This window comes from Chryseobacterium sp. OV279 (genome assembly GCF_900128945.1).
Classification (GTDB): domain Bacteria; phylum Bacteroidota; class Bacteroidia; order Flavobacteriales; family Weeksellaceae; genus Chryseobacterium.
In genome coordinates this window covers 951,109-969,924 of record NZ_FQUD01000002.1, presented here as the reverse complement: position 1 = coordinate 969,924, position 18,816 = coordinate 951,109, and the positions used below count along the sequence as shown (strand labels likewise).

General features: G+C 36.4%; 17 protein-coding genes and 1 tRNA gene. 7 read left to right on the top strand and 11 right to left on the bottom strand.

Features of this window, described 5'->3' with window-relative positions:
* The first annotated feature begins 74 nt into the window (after window positions 1–74).
* Window positions 75–803 (top strand): NAD-dependent epimerase/dehydratase family protein, encoded by a 729-nt coding sequence (locus BUA72_RS12150; RefSeq protein WP_072923090.1) that lies wholly within the window; start codon window positions 75–77, stop codon window positions 801–803.
* 238 nt (window positions 804–1,041) lie between these two features.
* Here the strand turns inward: BUA72_RS12150 and BUA72_RS12145 are convergent, their stop codons facing one another.
* The 3 genes from BUA72_RS12145 to BUA72_RS12130 all read right to left on the bottom strand — a co-directional run bounded on the left by BUA72_RS12145 (window position 1,042) and on the right by BUA72_RS12130 (window position 4,501).
* Window positions 1,042–1,956 (bottom strand): NmrA family NAD(P)-binding protein, encoded by a 915-nt coding sequence (locus BUA72_RS12145; RefSeq protein WP_072923089.1) that lies wholly within the window; start codon window positions 1,954–1,956, stop codon window positions 1,042–1,044.
* 648 nt (window positions 1,957–2,604) lie between these two features.
* Entirely contained in the window at window positions 2,605–3,600 is a 996-nt protein-coding gene (locus BUA72_RS12135) for a DUF6268 family outer membrane beta-barrel protein (RefSeq protein ID WP_072923088.1), read from the bottom strand.
* 67 nt (window positions 3,601–3,667) lie between these two features.
* A complete protein-coding gene (locus tag BUA72_RS12130) occupies window positions 3,668–4,501 on the bottom strand; it encodes a helix-turn-helix domain-containing protein (RefSeq protein WP_228384068.1) in 834 nt (277 codons plus the stop codon).
* A 294-nt stretch (window positions 4,502–4,795) separates the two neighbouring features.
* Here BUA72_RS12130 and BUA72_RS12125 point away from each other — a divergent pair, with 294 nt between their 5' ends.
* Complete coding sequence (locus BUA72_RS12125; protein WP_072923087.1) at window positions 4,796–5,902, top strand: NAD(P)-binding domain-containing protein; 1,107 nt, start codon at window positions 4,796–4,798, stop codon at window positions 5,900–5,902.
* A 98-nt stretch (window positions 5,903–6,000) separates the two neighbouring features.
* Here BUA72_RS12125 and BUA72_RS12120 read toward each other — a convergent pair whose 3' ends face one another.
* The 5 genes from BUA72_RS12120 to BUA72_RS12100 form a co-directional block, all read right to left on the bottom strand.
* Window positions 6,001–6,519: a hypothetical protein gene (locus BUA72_RS12120; protein ID WP_072923086.1), complete on the bottom strand. Its 519-nt coding sequence runs from the start codon at window positions 6,517–6,519 to the stop codon at window positions 6,001–6,003.
* Window positions 6,520–7,030: 511 nt separating this feature from the next.
* Window positions 7,031–7,115: transfer RNA gene (locus BUA72_RS12115), tRNA-Ser, on the bottom strand.
* 212 nt (window positions 7,116–7,327) lie between these two features.
* Window positions 7,328–7,555 carry a glyceraldehyde-3-phosphate dehydrogenase gene (locus BUA72_RS12110; protein ID WP_072923085.1) on the bottom strand — a complete coding sequence of 76 codons (228 nt, stop codon included), beginning with the start codon at window positions 7,553–7,555 and terminating at the stop codon, window positions 7,328–7,330.
* Between the two features lie 33 nt (window positions 7,556–7,588).
* Window positions 7,589–8,398: a HEPN domain-containing protein gene (locus tag BUA72_RS12105; RefSeq protein WP_072923084.1), complete on the bottom strand. Its 810-nt coding sequence runs from the start codon at window positions 8,396–8,398 to the stop codon at window positions 7,589–7,591.
* Window positions 8,377–9,513, bottom strand: coding sequence for a DUF262 domain-containing protein (locus BUA72_RS12100; protein WP_072923083.1), 1,137 nt, complete (start codon window positions 9,511–9,513; stop codon window positions 8,377–8,379). Before BUA72_RS12100 ends, BUA72_RS12105 begins: the two co-directional genes overlap by 22 nt.
* A gap of 156 nt (window positions 9,514–9,669) precedes the next feature.
* On the opposite strand from BUA72_RS12100, the gene BUA72_RS12095 reads away from it, so the two are divergent.
* Both BUA72_RS12095 and BUA72_RS12090 read left to right on the top strand, forming a co-directional pair.
* Entirely contained in the window at window positions 9,670–10,032 is a 363-nt protein-coding gene (locus tag BUA72_RS12095; protein ID WP_072923082.1) for a helix-turn-helix domain-containing protein, read from the top strand.
* Between the two features lie 1,266 nt (window positions 10,033–11,298).
* Window positions 11,299–12,708, top strand: a complete 1,410-nt coding sequence (locus tag BUA72_RS12090) for a T9SS type A sorting domain-containing protein (RefSeq protein WP_072923081.1) — start codon at window positions 11,299–11,301, stop codon at window positions 12,706–12,708.
* Between the two features lie 347 nt (window positions 12,709–13,055).
* On the opposite strand, the gene trxB is transcribed toward BUA72_RS12090, so the two are convergent.
* From trxB to holA, 3 genes are all read right to left on the bottom strand, one after another.
* A complete protein-coding gene (gene trxB, locus BUA72_RS12085; protein WP_034731014.1) occupies window positions 13,056–13,997 on the bottom strand; it encodes a thioredoxin-disulfide reductase in 942 nt (313 codons plus the stop codon).
* Between the two features lie 511 nt (window positions 13,998–14,508).
* Window positions 14,509–15,402, bottom strand: coding sequence for a hypothetical protein (locus BUA72_RS12075; RefSeq protein ID WP_072923079.1), 894 nt, complete (start codon window positions 15,400–15,402; stop codon window positions 14,509–14,511).
* 84 nt (window positions 15,403–15,486) lie between these two features.
* Complete coding sequence (gene holA / locus BUA72_RS12070; protein WP_072923078.1) at window positions 15,487–16,524, bottom strand: DNA polymerase III subunit delta; 1,038 nt, start codon at window positions 16,522–16,524, stop codon at window positions 15,487–15,489.
* Window positions 16,525–16,531: 7 nt separating this feature from the next.
* Between holA and BUA72_RS12065 the strand changes: the two genes are divergently transcribed.
* The 3 genes from BUA72_RS12065 to BUA72_RS12055 all read left to right on the top strand — a co-directional run bounded on the left by BUA72_RS12065 (window position 16,532) and on the right by BUA72_RS12055 (window position 18,788).
* Entirely contained in the window at window positions 16,532–16,963 is a 432-nt protein-coding gene (locus BUA72_RS12065) for a type I restriction enzyme HsdR N-terminal domain-containing protein (protein WP_072923077.1), read from the top strand.
* Between the two features lie 360 nt (window positions 16,964–17,323).
* Entirely contained in the window at window positions 17,324–17,935 is a 612-nt protein-coding gene (locus BUA72_RS12060) for an HAD family hydrolase (protein ID WP_072923076.1), read from the top strand.
* A 109-nt stretch (window positions 17,936–18,044) separates the two neighbouring features.
* Window positions 18,045–18,788: a dienelactone hydrolase family protein gene (locus BUA72_RS12055; protein WP_072923075.1), complete on the top strand. Its 744-nt coding sequence runs from the start codon at window positions 18,045–18,047 to the stop codon at window positions 18,786–18,788.
* Window positions 18,789–18,816 lie beyond the last annotated feature (28 nt).

Here is an 18,816-nt window from a genome sequence, read left to right as displayed (position 1 = left end):
TCCAAGCAATGACAGTGGAACTGCAACTATCCCAATATCGTACACTTCTTATATAATTTCATAAACAAATACTTATGCTTAACAAGATATTAATTACCGGAGGCTCCGGAAAAATTGGAAGCCACTTTATCAAATCTTTTTCAGATCAATATCAATTTAGAATTTTTGATCTCCATCCTCCCAAGATTCAAGATGCATCCATTGAATATTTTCAAGGAAATCTTACGGATAAGGATTACCTCATAAAGGCTTGTGAAAATGTGAGCATTGTTATTCATCTGGGTGGTATTGCCAATCCCGATGCCACATTTGATGATTTACTGGACGCCAATATCATTGGAACAAAGAATGTTATTGATGCAGCTATTACGGCGGGTTGTAAAAAAATTATTTATGCAAGTAGCGCACAAACGATAGAAGGTTATCCAAAAGACATTCAGCTTAACACCGACATGCCTGTAAAGCCTGGCAATTTATATGGTGTTTCTAAATGTTTTGGAGAAGCCCTGCTTTCCTACCATTGTTTCAGCAGTGACTTAAGTGCAATATGTCTTAGAATTGGAGCCTATGAATTTCCGGAGGATTTCACAGAAATGAATGCCAGGGATTTAAGCGCCTATCTGCATCCCGATGATTTAAATCAGCTCCTGCATCTATGCATTGAGTCTAAAAACATAAAATTTGAAATAGTAAATGCCATTTCCAATAATACCTATAAGCGGCTTGATATTCAGAAGACTAAACTTTTAACGGGTTACGATCCCCAGTATAATTCTTTTGATCTATTTATGCTCAAAAAATAAAATTACAATACGTTTGAAAAGCAAAATTTCTGAAAATAATAAAACCTTAGAATAAATTATTCTAAGGTTTTCTTTTGCGGAGAGAAGGATTCGAAACCCGGACCTGTTACAGTCAATAGTTTTCAGGACTATCACAATCTCATCAAACTGCTGCTAAGCATTATTTTTTATTAAACATCCTATTTCTTCAGTTCCATTTGAATAGTATCAATAGCTTCAAATCTTCCGTATTCATGCCTTACAATAAAGACTTCCACAGTGGTTTTCGTTTAAACAAATGTCTGTTTTCCTGTAAATATTCTTCCATAATACGTGGTTTTCTTAACAGTAAGCCGGTAATATTGTCCCCTTCCGGTTCAGGAATTTTTATGGCCAGCTCATCAAGTTCCACAATATGGTTAGCCAACCATACGGGTAATTTCGCTCTGTTGATTAACAGGTTAAACAGTTCATCTGGTGTTACATTTACATATTGAATAGTGCGCCCGGTTACATGAGATAATTTGGCTGCCATTTCTATATGGCTAATGGCTTGTGGACCTGTAAGAACCACAGATTTTTCTTTTATTTCTTCGGGTGTCAACAAGTAATTTACCGCTATTTCAGCTACATCACGACAATCGATATAATTTCTTCGTGCTGTACCAAGTGCTCCGTAAATTTTCCCAAAATACTGAATGGTAAAAGTATTTCGTTCCCAATTTTGCATAAAAGAATGTGGCCTAAGGCAGCAAAATTCATCCATATTCTGCCAAAGGTGCTCATCTATTCTCCTATGCCATTGACTCACCTCTACCTTGGCAGGCATCATAACTATGGGAGCCGATAACTTGACAATTCGTCTTACACCATTTTGTCTCGCAGCATCGATAATATTAATTTCATTTTCTACCTGACTGGGACCAGTTGCTGTTAAAAGAAACAAAACATCTGCCCCTTTGCAAACCTCTTTAAGCTGGTTCATAGAATTTAAATCAGCACTAACATAGGCTATATTCGATGGGCCTTTATCCAATGGTACCGGATAAGGTCTTTCAGGGTTTCGAAGAACACCTCTTACCATACAATCCCTACCCTTGAGCTCCTGCATCACAGCAGTTCCAACGGTACCTGTACATCCAAAAACAACGATAACCGGTTTCATTTTTTTCATTGAAATAAATTGATTCTTTTAGTAAGGATTAAACGTTCATTATCCCTATTCTTCATGGGTATTCTATTTAGTTTATTCTTCATTTCTTCTAAGTTTGAGATGTTTCTGTTGATGAGTTTTTATGGATAAATGATTTAGCTGTTAAGTTTGATTACAAGGTCGCGAATGATAAGTATGGTAGCCCCCAAAAAGATAGAGAGTAAAATATTAAACCGTTCGTGCTGCCAATTAAATAGCCATATACATAAGGTCCCTAAGCCCATCATCAGTACAATGATCACCAAAGATCTGATCAACCTGTTTCGCACTAATATTCGTTGCGACTCAAACCACCAAAGCAAGATAAAACTGCAAAGTGTTGACAATAAAGAAGACAAACCAATACTGCTATAACTGGCTGTCATAAGATTGTTGTTCTGGAGCAGAAAACCAGATATAAAAGACATTAAAGTGGGAAAAATATAAGCAGGCAATCAGGGCCCGAAAGTTAAAAGCTGACTGAAGAGAATGGGTATTGTTCATAAGATTATCATTGGATATTGATGATGAAAATCGGTTTTGATTCACTTAATTTTCAGGCGTTGACAATACGTAGTACAGTGTATCGTCACGAAACTGAAAATGATTGTTTTCATTATTTTTATTTGTTTATTTTCTGCCGATACGATAGGTAATAGTAACTTTCCCATAAGCCATATTGGAGGCAGAAAAATCATTGACTGTCTTTTGATGGGTATCGAACAATTCATAACGATTTAAAAGTCCCATTCCGGCTTGAGCCTGCAGCCAAATTCCGCCCACTAATCGTTGATGAACCTGAAGGCCTCCATGAATGGTAGAAAACTGAGCGTAATCGACTTCTTTAAGATGATAGTCTTTATAATTTTTCAGGTTGAAACGTGTCCAATCGATCGATCCGGCCAAACCTATTTGTGTATTCGGGCTTAGGCTGTAAAGCACGTTTAATCTCGGCCAGTAAAACTGGGCTAACCATTTTTTATCTGTACTTTGGTAATCAATTGCTATCCCCGGGGTAATCAAAGTTTCTCCAAAAGAATGTAAAACATGAACTCCGAGTCCGACTTCAAGATTCGACTCCCTCCCGAATTTTTTTGACAATCCGACTATTCCATCCAGAATTAAATCATCAAAAGAAACCGATTTTTTAAAGTCGGATGCAATAGTGGGCATAGCTATTCCTAAAATCGACCATTTTTCGGAAAGTGGGTGCTTAATTATAATGACAGATTTTATCTCGTGAATTCTTTCAATACGATTGGCATCCTGTATAGAATTTCTGTCATAATTAAAATCCATCATCCGATAGTTCAAATTACTAAAAACACTTGTTTTACCAATTTCGAAAGGAGGTATTCCTAACCATGCGTCATAAGTATTGAGCTGGAACTTATTTTCTGACAGGGAACTTTCTGAAGGCACATCTTTAAAGCTAACTTTATGATGAGCCGTGACGGCAATACCGGCGATATCCTGAATAATCTGACCGTGGCTTTTGTTTGAAAGGAAGAAAGCCGAAACAATTACACAAAGGCAGGATCTTTTGATAATGCCTATGCGTTTAAAGGAAAAAATCATTTCAACCTTTTTCCTGATGGCATTTCTTACAGTAATCAATGTTTTCATTTTCTTTGAATTTTAGTAATACAAAGGTGGTTTGAAAACAGGAAATGCTTTAAAACTAAATCACTCTTTACTCGGACAAATCCTGCATAAAGGTCATTCTGTATTCTGAAGGGGTTACTCCACTTATTTTCTTAAACAGGCGTCCAAAATAGCTGGGATCACCATAATTAAGTTCGAAAGCTATTTCTGAAATACTCTTGGTTAAATCCTGTAAAAGTAATTGACTTTGTAAAATACTTACTTTATTAATCCATTCTTTTGGACTCTCTCCAATCGTTTCTTTGATGCACCTATGAAGATAATTTTCAGAAACAGATAGTTCAGCAGCGTAAAACAAAATCGTTTTATGTTCAATATAATGTTTATAGACCAATTCTTTAAAATTGAAAGTAATTTCAGCATTTCGGTTGACTGCTTTCTTCAGTTCGCTTCCTGAGCTAAAAATTTTCTGCAGCCCAGCCTGCAGAAGTGAATAACAAATATCTAAGTTTGCATTTTGAGAATAAATCTCAGTACTCAAAAGTTCAAATAGAGAGGTTAGCCAGATGCTATTTTCTTGTGGCAAATGAATGATATTATTAACTGAAAACAGCTTGATGAGCTCCTGTTTTGATAGGATTTGGTTAAGCGTCTGGTCTTCAAATAAAATAATATGACCGGTTGCATCCGGGCTCACTTCCTTTAGTGAGGTGACATTTCCCTGTCTTACCAATAAGATTTCGTGTTCTTTTATTGATATTAAATCTGCATCTACCTGCTGTTTTGCATTGCCTTTGGTAACATGAACAATGAAATTGTACTGAGGCCTGTGTAAAGGCGTAGGTACTTTAATAAAGCCTGATGTTTTTCCAATATCATGAATCTGGACAGCTGTTTTTAATATTGGGAAATCAGTCGACATTTCAGGCATATAATGTCCCCTGAAATCTGTTGGAGTTATTCTTTTTATTTTAACCACTTTACAAAACTAGCAACAAATATAATAACATCCATAAATTTCCCTATTAAGATTTCTTATTAATGAAAACAATAACTTAGCAATCAATCCATTGTCAGTCCGCTTTGCAGGCCTATATTCGTTTAATTAAAATATTAGTTATTGTCGATGGTATTTCATACATTTAGTCTGTTAATAGCATATAAAGCGAAAAATAATAAGCACATTAATCGGTAAGGTCAAAAAATCAAGTACTATATGGAAGCTGATAAAAACTTGCAAATCCGTCCGGATTTATTTTACAAAGTTGATATTGCGGTAATCGGAGCAGGGCAGGCAGGATTGTCGGCAGCGTATTATCTTAGAAAAAGCGGAATAGAACCGGGAAAGGGGTTTGTGGTTTTGGATGATGAGTTTGGTTCCGGTGGAGCCTGGCAGCATAGATGGGACTCTCTGACGTTAAGTAATGTTAATGGTATTAATGATCTTCCCGGAATGGCATTTGCCGATGCTGTTGATACGATGGATACTTCATTACAGGCAAATCTGGCTCTTCCAAAATATTATGAACAATACGAAAAGCAGTTTAATCTTCCTGTGATTCGTCCCGTACGGGTAAGTGAAGTTACGGATCGAAATGGACGGTTTATGATTCATACCAATGGCGTTCAGTTCACTGCCCGTGGTTTGATTAATGCCACAGGTACATGGAAAACACCCAATTGTCCAAAATATCCCGGATGGGACAAGTTTCTCGGCAGACAGCTGCACACCGGTGAATATAAGGGTGCTCAAGAATTCATAGGAAAGCATGTTATCATTGTCGGAGGCGGAATCTCCGCCATTCAGTTGCTTGGTGAAATTTCAAAAGTTACTACAACGACCTGGGTAACCCGGCGACCTGTAGATTTTAAAAAAGAGGAATTTAGTATTGAACTGCGGAGAGAGGCTGTTGCATCAGTCGAAAAAAGAGTTCGCGAGGGTTTACCTCCAAGTTCGGTTGTTTCGGTAACGGGGATCCACGTTACACCAGTTATTGAAGAAATGTTACTTAATGGCGTTTTAGACAGAAAACCTATGTTTGAAGAAATCACTGAAAACGGGGTGCGATGGGAAGATGGAACGACCATTGATGCCGACGTTATTTTTTGGAATACCGGCTTTCGTCATTCTCTGGATCATCTGGCTGCATTACATCTTTTAAATGATAAAGGAGGAATTGAAATGTCAGGAAGACTGGCCACACAAGTCAGCAGGGATCCAAGAATTCATTTAATTGGCTACGGCCCCTCTGCCTCTACCATCGGGGCTAATCGTGCTGGTGGGGCAGCTGTAAAAGAGTTAATTGAATTTCTTAAATTATAAATGATTGGCGTTGCTCAATAAAATTTCATTCACAAAAAGTCTCAAAGTTTAGCCTTTAGGTGGGCAAAACGTTAATCGAAAATAAACTATTAACGGGCTTATTTGAATCTAAAACTCTCTAATAATTCCTTCATTAAATCCTCCGCTCTCTGCTTTCCCCCATTTACAAAAGCATTGCACTCGATTTCAATAGTAACAACATCCTTGCTTTTTGTATTCTTTACTTCAATCTTATGATACGACTTTTTTCCGATCTGGTAATCCAAAATTAAAAAGCTCGTGTCTTTGACGTGCCTGGTGTTCAATTTATTATACTTTGGCCTTTTATCTTCATTGTAGTCAGTAGGCCATTCACTTTTTCCAACAAAGAATCTAACAATGATATTGCCCTTTTTATATGCGAAATCAGTTACAAGCAATCTATAAGGTTCTGGTGGGATTCCACTCCTAACCATCTTATTTATGGATTCTGTATTTTCCTTATCATCAAAGAGATTTAACCCTTTTGAGAGCGTTACTTCAATTTCGGGTGTAAGATTAATTTGTTTTTGTGCCATAACTGTTGTGAAAACTGTTGTGAACAACATTACGAACATCATCGTTAACTTAATTCTCATAATCTAATTATCTAGCCGTAAATCTATTAAAAAAACAGTAAGAAATACAGGCAAGTAATTTTACATTAATTAACAACATTTACTATTCCCCATTTGCTTCAAATATTTAGCAGCTCATTTTAGACTTGTGATTATGCCGGTAAGATTTCTAAAGCCCAAAATCGAAGAAATTTAAATCCTAGAAGCAAAATACAAACCCATGTTATTGTAACAGCATTTTTCCTGATATAAATTAAATCTCAAGGTTTAGTCTTTGGGCGGCGGGACCAAAGATAATTCCTCGTAGGCCTTGGAAACATCTATGGGCTGCAAAGAGGCGCAGCCACTATGTTTTTTATCCGCTAAAATAAACAAGAGCAGGATAACCTGCTCTCGAATTTTAAACTTTAATGTTTTTATCTTAATTGATTTTCAGCTTATTAGCTATCAAAAAACATCAAATCACTAAATTTGAAACATTGCAAAAAAAACAAAACCCACTGATTATCAGTAGGTTTATATTTAACTTTTGCGGAGAGAGAGGGATTCGAACCCCCGGACCTGTTACAGTCAATAGTTTTCAAGACTATCGCAATCGACCACTCTGCCATCTCTCCTGAATCACGGCTATACCGTTGTTTTCAGTGGTGCAAATATAAAACGATTTTATATTTCTGCAAAACTTTTCCCTGATAAATTTTAACAAAACTTAATAATAGGCTTAAAATCAGGGGAATTATTTTTCAGTGATTTGTTGAAACAATCTCCCTGCATTCGGTTCCTGAACTAAAACTGTAGTCTCATAATACCTTTGGGACTTTGGTTTTGCTTAGAGCCCCTTCGCCTCTTCCCTATCCACAATGGAAATAAAACTGTTTTTCAGAAGATCCGCTGGATATACAAACTGATCTCCGTTTTCTCCCTTCACCACAATGGCGCCCTGTTCATCGTTCAGGCATTTGTCCAGCTGGGTTTGCATTTCGTTCAGTTTTCCCTCCTTTACATCAATGGTGTAGGTTCCTGTGATGTGTTTTATTTTTATGATTTTGTTGTGCATGTTGTTTTTGGTTGTGGGATAAATTTAGAGAATTTAGTTTAATAGTGCTACTGGATTACTTAAATGACACAAACAGATTATAAAAGCATACATTAAAATCTCAATCTTTACTTTTGACTCTAAAATCTCAGTGTGGTTTTTAGGATTATCAAGAGCCTGTCCATGTACAATTTTATGTCTGTCATTTAAGAATTGATTTAAAAATTCTTCAAATAACCCCTTCTTATCCTTTCCCAGATTTGGAAGGTTAAAGTTATAAAAGTATGATTTATCAAGTGTATATGGAAAGTTTTGCACTCCATTAGTTGTGTGTCTTTTAATCTTTTCCAATTCCTTTAATGATAATTTCTTATTGTTTTCAAAAACAACTTCTAATCTCGATTCAATTAAAGATCTAAAAAAATGTTCCTCTCCAAATTTTTTCAAAATTTCCTCTAAAATTTGGGGTGTAGGATTTTTATTATCTGTTCTAAGAAAAGGCTCTAGAATTAGTTGAGTTTTACAATCTTTAAAAGCATTCCATAATTTTTCTTTAATTTTTTCAGCACTTTTATCATTCTCAACGGTATGAATAAAATGAAGAGAATGGGTTTTAAAAATATCCTTTTTTACATTACAAAAAAAATCTGTGTTGAAATTTAAGTCGTCAATTACATCTTTAACAATATCCTTATATATACCTTCTACATGGCTTACCAAAAGAACATGGGCAGAACGACAAAGTGCTGCGTATCTTGCTGGATGTGAAACATTTTCTTCTGTCAATTGCAATAAAATCTCGATCTCATTAAACCTACTCGCAATTACATCCAATCGCGAACTTACGAAAGTATTCCCTGACATCCTAAAACTTGTTTAGTAGTTTCTATACGATATTTTAATTTATTAGTATCCAAGTAACTTCCTGAAATAGAATTATAAAATTCTTTATCTCTAAACAGTTTTTTTAGTTCTTCCTTTTTATTCGAAATATCTATTCCTTCAGATAAGGCATCATGAATAGCTATTGCAAAAGCGTCATACACTGCAATATTAAATTTAGATTGCAAAACTAGTTGAGCATTTCCTTCTTCAATCTTATATTTTGAAAAAATTGCTTTACCATAATTCTTATTAATAAATGCCATTGTTTTTTCAAACTCTTCTCTTTTTTCTTCTATCTCTAATTGACTTAAATTATTAAATTCTTCCATAGTCTCATCTAGGAAGCTAGAAAACCCTTTTTCTTTAGTTTTCTTAAATCTTATATATCTATTATTAGTCAGAGCAAAAAATCTTAAAGCGACCTCAACGTCTTCCATCTTTTTCACCTTATTATTATTATCAGGTGTATCATTACTTATTTGAAGGAGTTCTCTAAAATTTTGATTTTTAGATAAGTCTTTAATTAAGTTATTAAAATGTCCACTATAGACCGCGTTTCTTAACTCTTGAGCTTCAAGCTTTACAGAACCTGAATTTAATCTTTCAAATATATCAAGCTTAACCTGGGAATCAATTGTAGAATCAATTCTTAAACATTTGATACTTCTTTCTTCCAATCTCCTAGTTAAAAACGGAGGTAAGTCCTTATAAAAGCATCCGTTCAGCTCATTAAGACTTTCCAACCCTTCTAAAACAAATTTATTTTTTAAATAATTCTTAATAGCCGTCAAACGTTGTTGGCCATCAATTACGGAATATCTAAATTCTTCGCCGTCCGTTTCAACATCAACATCAACATCTTGCGATATATATATAGTCGGAATTGGAATATTTAAAATTAAACTTTCTATTAATCTTGAAGAAGTCTTATTGTCCCATCGATGTCTTCTTTGATATTCTGGATCTAACTTTATTACATTTTTATCAAGTTTTTTAATTAAAGTTTCAATATCATATTCTATACTTTGGGTTTTAACCGTTCTTTCTTTAGCCTTTTCCTGCAATACAGAGAGATTATATTTTAAATTTTCCATATTATTAATTTGTACTTCTTAATTTAAGATTCAAATTTACTTATTTCAAAGTTTATTTCTGTAAAACTCTTAATTATTTTAATAGTAAGGATAATCTTATATATCCTTATTTGCAAAAACTTTTTCTCTATATTTGTAAAAACACACCCCCACTCTATGGAAAAGCTAAGAACTCTAAGAAAGCAAAGAGGCTATACGCAGGAGTATATGTCCAATATTATCGCTACCGATGTATCCAACTACAGCCGTAAAGAAAGCGGTGATGTGAGAATATTTGATGATGAGTGGGAGAAGCTGGCTAATGCATTGGACGTAAAGGTAGAAGACATTAAAGAAGAGAAACCGGGTAATACCGTCAATTTCAATGACTCGTCAACCAATTCAGGAACTGCAATTCTTAATAACCATTACAACATCCCGGATTATATCTTAGAAAATCAGCAGGACTATATCAACCTCCTGAAACAGCAGATAGAAGCCCTAACCGCAGAAAATAAGAAATTAAAAGCCAGAAAATAGATCTGTACAATAGAACTCATTATAAAACAAAACTGCTCCATCGGAAGCAGTTTTTTTGTTTTTAGACCTCCGCCCCCTTCCATAACCGTTGGCAGCCCCTTACCTAAGTCCCTCTACCCCCTTACCCAAGGGGTATCTCCCCTTTCATAAGTGGGTAAAACCCGTTCATCAACCGGGTCCAGGTCGTTCAGTAACGGCCTATAGACGCTTACAAAGAGCGTGCAGCCACTTCAGGAACCGGAGAGAGCCCGTTTACAGACCATCAGGAGGGAGTTTAGAGCTGCCTGAAGGCTGAAACCTTCAAAACGGACGTCACAATCTGCGTCATCTGAGAAATCTGCGGGAGATCAAAAAAAACATTAGGTTTTGGCTAAAGCCGAATGAATCTTGATTTCTGTTTAAACGGGCTAAAGCCCGTTCCTATTGAATATAATAAGCTTCCGTTCAATGGAAGACCAAGGATTTTGATGAAACGGGGTGTTTTATTTTACCACTAAAGAATAGTATAAAACATCTTGCAGATTATATCGGCATGTATTATTTGCATATCCTAAAGACGCCATTTTCACCAAGACTGTCATTGCGAACCGTAGGTGAAGCAATCTAATTCAATTCATGACAAAAAATTGTGATTAGAGAGATTGCTTCGTCGCTTTGCTCCTCGCAATGACAAAAGCTGAAACCCGTTCCTGTTGAATATAATAAGTTTCCGTTCAATGGAAGACCAAAGATTTTGATGAAACGGTGTGTTTTATTTTACCACAAAAGAATTAGTATAAAACATCTTGCAAACTATATCTGTGTGTATGGTTTACATATCCCACAGACGCTATTTTCACCAAGACTGTCATTGCGAACTGTAGGTGAAGCAATCTAATTTAATTCATTACAAAAAATTGCGGTTAAAGAGATTGCTTCGTCGCTTCGCTCCTCGCAATGACAAAAGCTGAAGCCTGTTCCTATTGAATATAATTTGAATATAATGAGCGGTTACCATTCAAATAAAATCTTTGAAAAATGTAAATAAACTTTAAAATAATTCAGAAATTTCATCTTTTGATGAATTAATTATTGACAACATATTTAGAATTACGATTACGGCAAGCAGAGAAAAAAATATTATTCTTGAATTTAAAATATTTATAGTTGATTATTAATTACATACTGTTATCTCTAAAATACATAAAATACTAATAATGAACACTTTAATGCGTGAAAAAGCAATTAAAACAGCTCTATTTTATTTATTTTTGCAAAAAAAAACAAATGAAGAAAATAATTTTACTATTAACATTGCTTACAGTCAATGTCATCTATTCCCAACTTTTAAAGGATATTTCGTTTGCTTCCAATGGAATACATCATTTGCCCGCAGGAACTTTCTTAGCAGGCAATTTAACCGACACCAACAGCAGTGTTTTCTATCGCTCTTTCGATTCTAATACCCATCAATTGGTTATTTCTAAAGCGACAAGCTATACAGGACCTTTGGATCTTACTTTTGGAACCAATGGAAAAATCTTCTTAGATTACCAGTTGGATGATCTTATTGGCTTTTTAAGACATTCCGATAACAAATTGACATTACTTTGCAAAAAAATGGATCCTGCCACCAACAGCCCTTCTCATTTTGATGTTATCAGAATCCTTCCAAACGGACAACCGGATCCGTCATTTGGTAACGGAGGAACAAAAATTCTAGCCCATCCTATCCTGTTTACCGATCTCTATGAGCAGGATAATAAAATACTGGTCGCCGGAGAGGGATATCATCCGAATGGTTCATCAGATTCCCAACTCCATCTGTTTAGATTAAACAATGATGGTACCGAGGATACCAGTTTTGGAAATAACGGAGAACTTGTAATTGCCAGTATTCCCGGTTATATATTATTGGATCAGCAGTCCAGCATTATGTGCTTCTATGCCTATACTATAAAAAAGTACAATTCAAACGGACAGGTTATGACCAGCTTCGGCAATAATGGAGAGGTGGCCGTAGATCCTCCATTAGCGATAAGTAAGGCCTTCATAGACAGCAATAATAAAATAGCATGCATAGACATGTTAGACACCGGTTCCGGCTTTGGTACCGTAAAAAGAATAAATGCAGACGGAAGCATAGATCCTGCCTTCAATTATAATCCCCCTGCTGGAGCGATGCTTTTTGATCTTTATGAGAAAAACGGCCACTATTATGTTGCCGGAAATGTAAATGCCAATGGTGGACATACCTATTACATCTCTAAGCTTGATCAAAGTGGCACTGTGGATCCTTCTGTTGGAAACTTTGTAGAAAATGATCCTAATTTGCAAAACCATTCTATCGTCAGCATTAAGGTTTTTGATAACAGCATCCTTGTATATGGTGGAGAAGGCATGTATAACGGAGCTTTTGAGGTTGTAAAATATGTACTCAACAGCTCTTCTACTCTATCTGCTAACGAATCTATTCAAACTAAAGAAATACAAATAGAAAATCCAGTAAAAGACCAATTAGTCATTACATCAAAAGAAAAGATGAGCACGATTGACATTTATTCTTCAACCGGAATATGGGTAAAAAAACTCACTAATGAGTCTCCTGATGTTTCTAATCTCGCAAATGGAATTTATGTTATAAAAATTAATTTCCAAAATGGAAAAAACAAAACCTTTAAGATCATTAAAAAATAAATCTGTAACAACAGATGATAATAATAAAGCTGCTTCTCTTGAAGCAGTTTTTTTATGGTGCTAAACTAAACCACCCCGTCAAAAATTCAAAGAATTTTCGCCACCCCTCCAAACGAGGGGAATGATGATCCTCACGAATTAAAGCTCGGTCAATAGATTTACTTTTATACTCAAGAAAATCGTAGATTTTCATAAAAACTTAAGTGTACCTTCTATGCGCAATGCATTTACTTTACAATAACTAAAGTGTTTAAAAACTTTTGTGCCTTTTGTGGTAAAAATCTTAGGGTAAAGTAAAACAAAAAAGCGCACCCACAGGGTACGCTTTGTATTGTAAAAGCTGAATATTAATGTAATTCAGCAAGATATTTCTCTGCATCCATAGCCGCCATACATCCGCTTCCTGCAGCGGTGATCGCCTGTCTATAGATATGATCCTGAACATCTCCAGCCGCAAATACACCCGGAAGATTGGTTCTTGTAGATCCTTTTTCAGTAAGGATATATCCGTTTTCATCAAGGTCAATCTGTCCAACGAAGATATCTGTATTCGGCTTGTGACCGATGGCGATGAAGATACCGTCTACATCTACCGAAGATTTCTCCTGAGTCTGGTTGTTAATGATCATCGCTCTTTCAACAAGGCTGTTCTCCCCTTCAATCCCGATTAATTCATGGTTGAATTTCACTTCGATATTCGGTGTATTTTCTACTCTGTGGATCATAGCTTTAGAAGCTCTGAACACGTCTTTTCTTACCAGCATTGTTACTTTTTTCGTAAGCTTTGCAAGATAAGTTGCCTCTTCTGCCGCTGTATCTCCTGCTCCTACTACTACCACATCTTTTCCTCTGTAGAAGAATCCGTCGCACGTAGCACATGCGGAAACACCGCCTCCTGCATATTTCTTCTCATCATCAAGGCCAAGATATTTTGCGGTAGCTCCTGTAGAGATAATGACCGTTTTGGCCAGGATTTCCTTATTTCCTGCGTATAATTTGTGAACACCGCCTTCTTCTTTGGAGAATTCAGCTTTAGTGATCATTTCGTAATGAACTTTAGTCTCGAATCTTTCCGCCTGCTTCTGCAGATCCATCATCATTTCAGGCCCTGTAATCCCTGCCGGATATCCTGGAAAGTTATCAACCTCCGTCGTTGTGGTTAATTGTCCGCCCGGCTCCAAACCTGTGTATAGTTCTGGTTTCAAGTCTGCTCTTGCCGCATAAATAGCCGCTGTAAAGCCAGAAGGCCCGGATCCAACGATCACACAATCTAAAATGTTTTGTTCCATAATTTACTTTGTTCAAAAAGATTTTAATTCAGGCTGCTAATTTCGTAATTTTTACTGTTTTATTAAAGTATTTTTAATGATACTTGTCAATATGAAATATGTAGACTGTCGATTGGGTGGTATGTGGTTGAGTGTGGGAGAGTTTGAGAGTATTAGAGTCGAAGGGTTTGAGGGTTTGAGGGTTTTAGAGTCAATGAGTTGGGGAAACGTTGTCAGTTGCTGGTTGCTGGTTCTGATACTTTGGATGCGGGGTGTGGGTTTCGGGATACGAGTTTTTTGGTTTGAAAGGTTGCTAATTGCTAGTTGCTGGTTGCTAGTTGCTAGTTCGTAGTAATTAAGTTAATGAATTCAGCGTCTGATATCTGAAATCTGATGTCTTGAATCTTCTTTCTTGGCTCTTGGCTCTTGATTCTTGGTTCTTAAATTCACCATTCACTTGCGAAGCAAAATTGACCATTCACTCTCACTCTCAAACCCTCAAACCCTCAAACCCTCCGACTCTCAAACCCAACTACTCCACCATCCATTTCACCAGCTCATTCCCCTCCACGATATTCCATGAATGCGGATGTTTTGTTCCGTTGGCTCGGATGCCGCGGTCTTTGGTTTGGATCAGTTCTGTCTGTGTATTTCCTGCTTTAAGTAATGTCTGATTGGCTTTTTCCAGTACATAGGCGTTAAGTTCTTCGTAGGTTCTGTTCTTCTTTTCGAGCTGCCATTTCAGATCAGGTTCGCAGTACAATCTTGTTTTAATATGTTTAAGATATTGGATATTACCTTCATCAGGAGATGCAGACATTAAATAGGGTGACAACGTTTTATATTTCTCACGGCTCGTATCCTGTTTTCCTATTTCTTTTTCCAGAAGCTCCGTCAGGTACCTTCCCTCTTCTACAGCTTCGGGATCTGCATTTTTGGCTACATCTTTCTGGGCATTATCATAGAGCTTTTCAAGATCGATAGGAGAATCTACGACCATCAGCCCTTTGGGTTGTAGAGGATCCTGATGTTTAATGAGGAAAGCTGTCATCAGAAGGGCCACATTTCCTCCACCGGAAAAACCTCCAATGTATATATTATCGGGCGAAATTTTGTTGCGTTTAAAGATCCTGTGTAAAGTTTTTGCGTACTTCTGCTTTTCAGATTCCGTTAAAAATAATTTCTGATTATAGTCTAAAAGAATCGTGGTGACACCTTTCCTGTCGATGCCTTTTAAAAATCCGGCTTCCGTTTTTGTATGTTCTATATTACAGGGAAAACAGGGAAATAAAATAAGAACCGCTTTCTGATCCGGGGCAATATTTAATTCATAATGACTGCCTTTTATCGTCTGTCCAAAAGTATACTGAGTTGCAAAAACCATTAAAACCACAGACAAAACAATCAGGAAAACACTTTTTCTCATACCAACAAAAATATAACCCTAAAACACTCCCACTCTAAAACACTCCCACTCTAAAACACTCAAACACTCCCACTCAAAAACTCATCAAACTTTCATCTTAATTTTATCCACATTAATAATCTTATACACCAGTTCCTTGATCAGCTCTGCCTCCCCCATATTCACCGCTCCAAGACCTTTTCCTTTCATGTCAAATTCTCTTAAGATAGAAATGACTCTGGTAGCATGTTTTAAAGGATATAACCTTGCACTTTCCGCATAGTCTTTGATGAAATAGGGATTAACGCCCATTTGTGAAGCAATAGCCTGTGGTGGCTGTCCGGCCATGGTTTGGTAAATGATCACATTGGAAAAATAACTGTACAGATTCGCCAGCATCATCACAAAAGGATTATTCTTTGGATTTTTACCCATAAAATGAGCGATCCTGAATGCGGCATCGGCATTTTTGGTTCCTAAAGCTTTCTGAAGTTCAAAAACATTGTATTCTTTGCTGATCCCGATATGGTTTTCTACGATCGTTCCATCCAGCATTTCGCCTTCCTTGAGGATAATCTTCAGCTTGTTCAGTTCGTTGGCAATTCTTGAAAGGTCGTTTCCTAAATATTCTGCCAGTAGATTGGAAATATTCGGAGCAATTTTAATTTTCAGTTGGGCACATTCATCAGCAATCCATTTTGGAAGATTGCTGTCTCTCACAGATTCACTTAAGAAAAGAGCTTTGGCTTTATCCAGTGCTTTTGCCGCTTTTTTTCTACTGTCCAGCTTCTTATGTTTATGCGCAAAAACAAGCACTGTAGAAGGAACCGGATTTTCCACATAGGTTTCCAGAACACGGTTTTCATCCTCATTAAATTTCAAATCCTGAGCTTCCTTTACAATAATCACCTGCCTGTCGCCCATCATCGGGAACTGTCTTGCAAGGGAAAGGATCTCCTGATAAGAGGTATCTTTTCCGTACACTACAGTCTGGTTAAAAGCCTTTTCATCTTCCTCCAGAAAGTCGTGTTCAAGCACTTTTACGGCAGCATCAATAAAGTAAGGTTCTTCTCCGTGGAAAAAATAAATAGGTAAAACTTCTTTATTTTTAATATTTTTGAGGATTAAATCTAATTCTTTCATCTTATTAATGGAACTTCCAAAACTGAATTTTCAGGAAACTTTTGATTTTAAATTCAAGAAAGACAAAGATAAGTTTTTTATTTATGACTTAGTCCGCAAAACTTACCTTCTGCTCACTCCTGAAGAATGGGTACGCCAGCACTGGATCCACTATTATCTTTCGGTAAAAGGCTATTCTCCGTCTGCTCTGATCACAGAGAAAAAGATCCTTCTGAACGGCCTTACCAAAAGAATTGACCTTCTGGTAACCGAAAAAACAGAACCCGTAATCCTTATCGAATGTAAAGCCCCGCAAATCAAGCTAACGGAGAAAACATTTGAACAGACGGCGAGGTACAACTCCATCATCGGAGCAAAAGAAATCATCCTGACGAATGGGCTGCATCACATCAATGCGTATTATGAAAATGAGCAGTACCAATTCTATAAACCGGAGTAAACTGCTGATTTTTTAAACCACAAAAGTCACAAAAGTTTTTAAACACTTAAGTTATTTTAAAGTAAATACATTGCGCATAAGAAGAGCACTTAAGTTTTATGAAAATCTCTGATTTCCTTCTTATGTGTTCTTACTGTTTTCAAGACGATAATCTTCCGAAACTAAAGTGCTCTAAAGTGTTTCAATGCATTAAAACTTTTGTGACTTTTGTGGTTAAATAAAAGTTTAATTTCCCACTTATACGAACCCAGTATTTCAAGAATAAGAATCTTTTGAAATTTAAGTAATATCAAGGCTTTAAATACCAAAACTTTTGCGACTTTTGTAATCAAATACAATTAAAAAAGTTTAAAAACATTTATGGAAATTAAAAATATCATCTTCGATTTTGGCGGCGTTTTAATGGATTGGGATCCGAGGTATTTTTTCAAAGATTATTTCAAGGACGATGAGAAAATGGAGTACTTTCTGGAAAACATTGCCCAGTCGGAATGGAATGAACAGCAGGACAAAGGAAGAAGTCTGGCAGAAGGCACTGATATTCAGGTAAAAAAATTCCCGGAATGGGAAAAGGAACTCCGAGCTTATTACGATAACTGGACGGTGATGCTGAAAAGTGATATTCCACAAAATGTAGACCTCTTAAGACGTTTAAAAAACACTGATTATCAATTGTTCGGCTTAACCAACTGGTCTGAAGAAACTTTCCCCTATGCGCTGGAAAACTACGACTTCTTTCAAATATTTAATGGAAAAATTGTAGTTTCAGGAACAGAAAAACTGATCAAACCGGATCCGAAAATCTGGCACGTACTCCTGGAAAGATACAATATCCAGGCAGGTGAATCTGTTTTCATTGATGATAACCCAAGGAATATTGAAATGGCTAAGACTTTAGGTTTCACCACAATTAAAATCAATCCTGACACTGATTTGGAAAATGAACTGACCAATCTGGGAATTAAATTCTGACACTATTAGTCTTTATAATTTATAATCCTCATCATAAGTTATTTTCAGTAATTTAGATGAGGATTTTTTATGTCCGCGAATATTCAAAATATACATTAAATATTACCCTATGATACGCACCCTTCTATTAACAGCCTGTATAATGAGCACAGGAACCGTTTTCAGCCAGAAACTAAAAACCATTTCTTATCAGGACGGTTCACAGAAACTGAATGGCCTGGTGACTTCCAACGCAGGAAAAAAACTTCCGGGAGTGCTGATCCTTCCCGCCTGGAAAGGTATTGATGACGAAGCCAAAACTGCTGCTGCCGAACTTGAAAAACAAGGGTATATTGCTTTCATTGCCGATATTTACGGTGAAGGAAATATCCCGGCAGATAATGCTTCTGCAGGTAAAACGTCAGGATATTACAAACAAAATTATGATGCTTATCAGAAACGTATTTCTTTGGCTTTAGAGCAATTGAAGAAAAACGGAGCTATTTCTGAGAAAATTGCCGTGATTGGCTACTGTTTCGGTGGAACAGGTGCCTTAGAGTCTGCCAGAGGAAGTCTTCCGGTGGTAGGTGTTGTATCTATCCACGGAAGTATCGGAAAAGATCAGACCCGGAAAAACGGACCTATTGCCACGAAAATTTTAGTTGAAAACCCTGCAGATGATAAAGGCGTAACCCCGGAAGATTACAATAATTTAATTAAGGAAATGAATGAAGGAAATGCTGACTGGCAGATCATCACCTACGCCCATTCCAAGCATACATTCACCGATCCGAAGTCACCGGATTACAATGAGGTAATGGCCAAAAGAGCCTGGAATCATACAGTGCTGTTTTTGAAGGAAATACTGAAATAAATAAATTTATTTCAATGTAACAATCTAT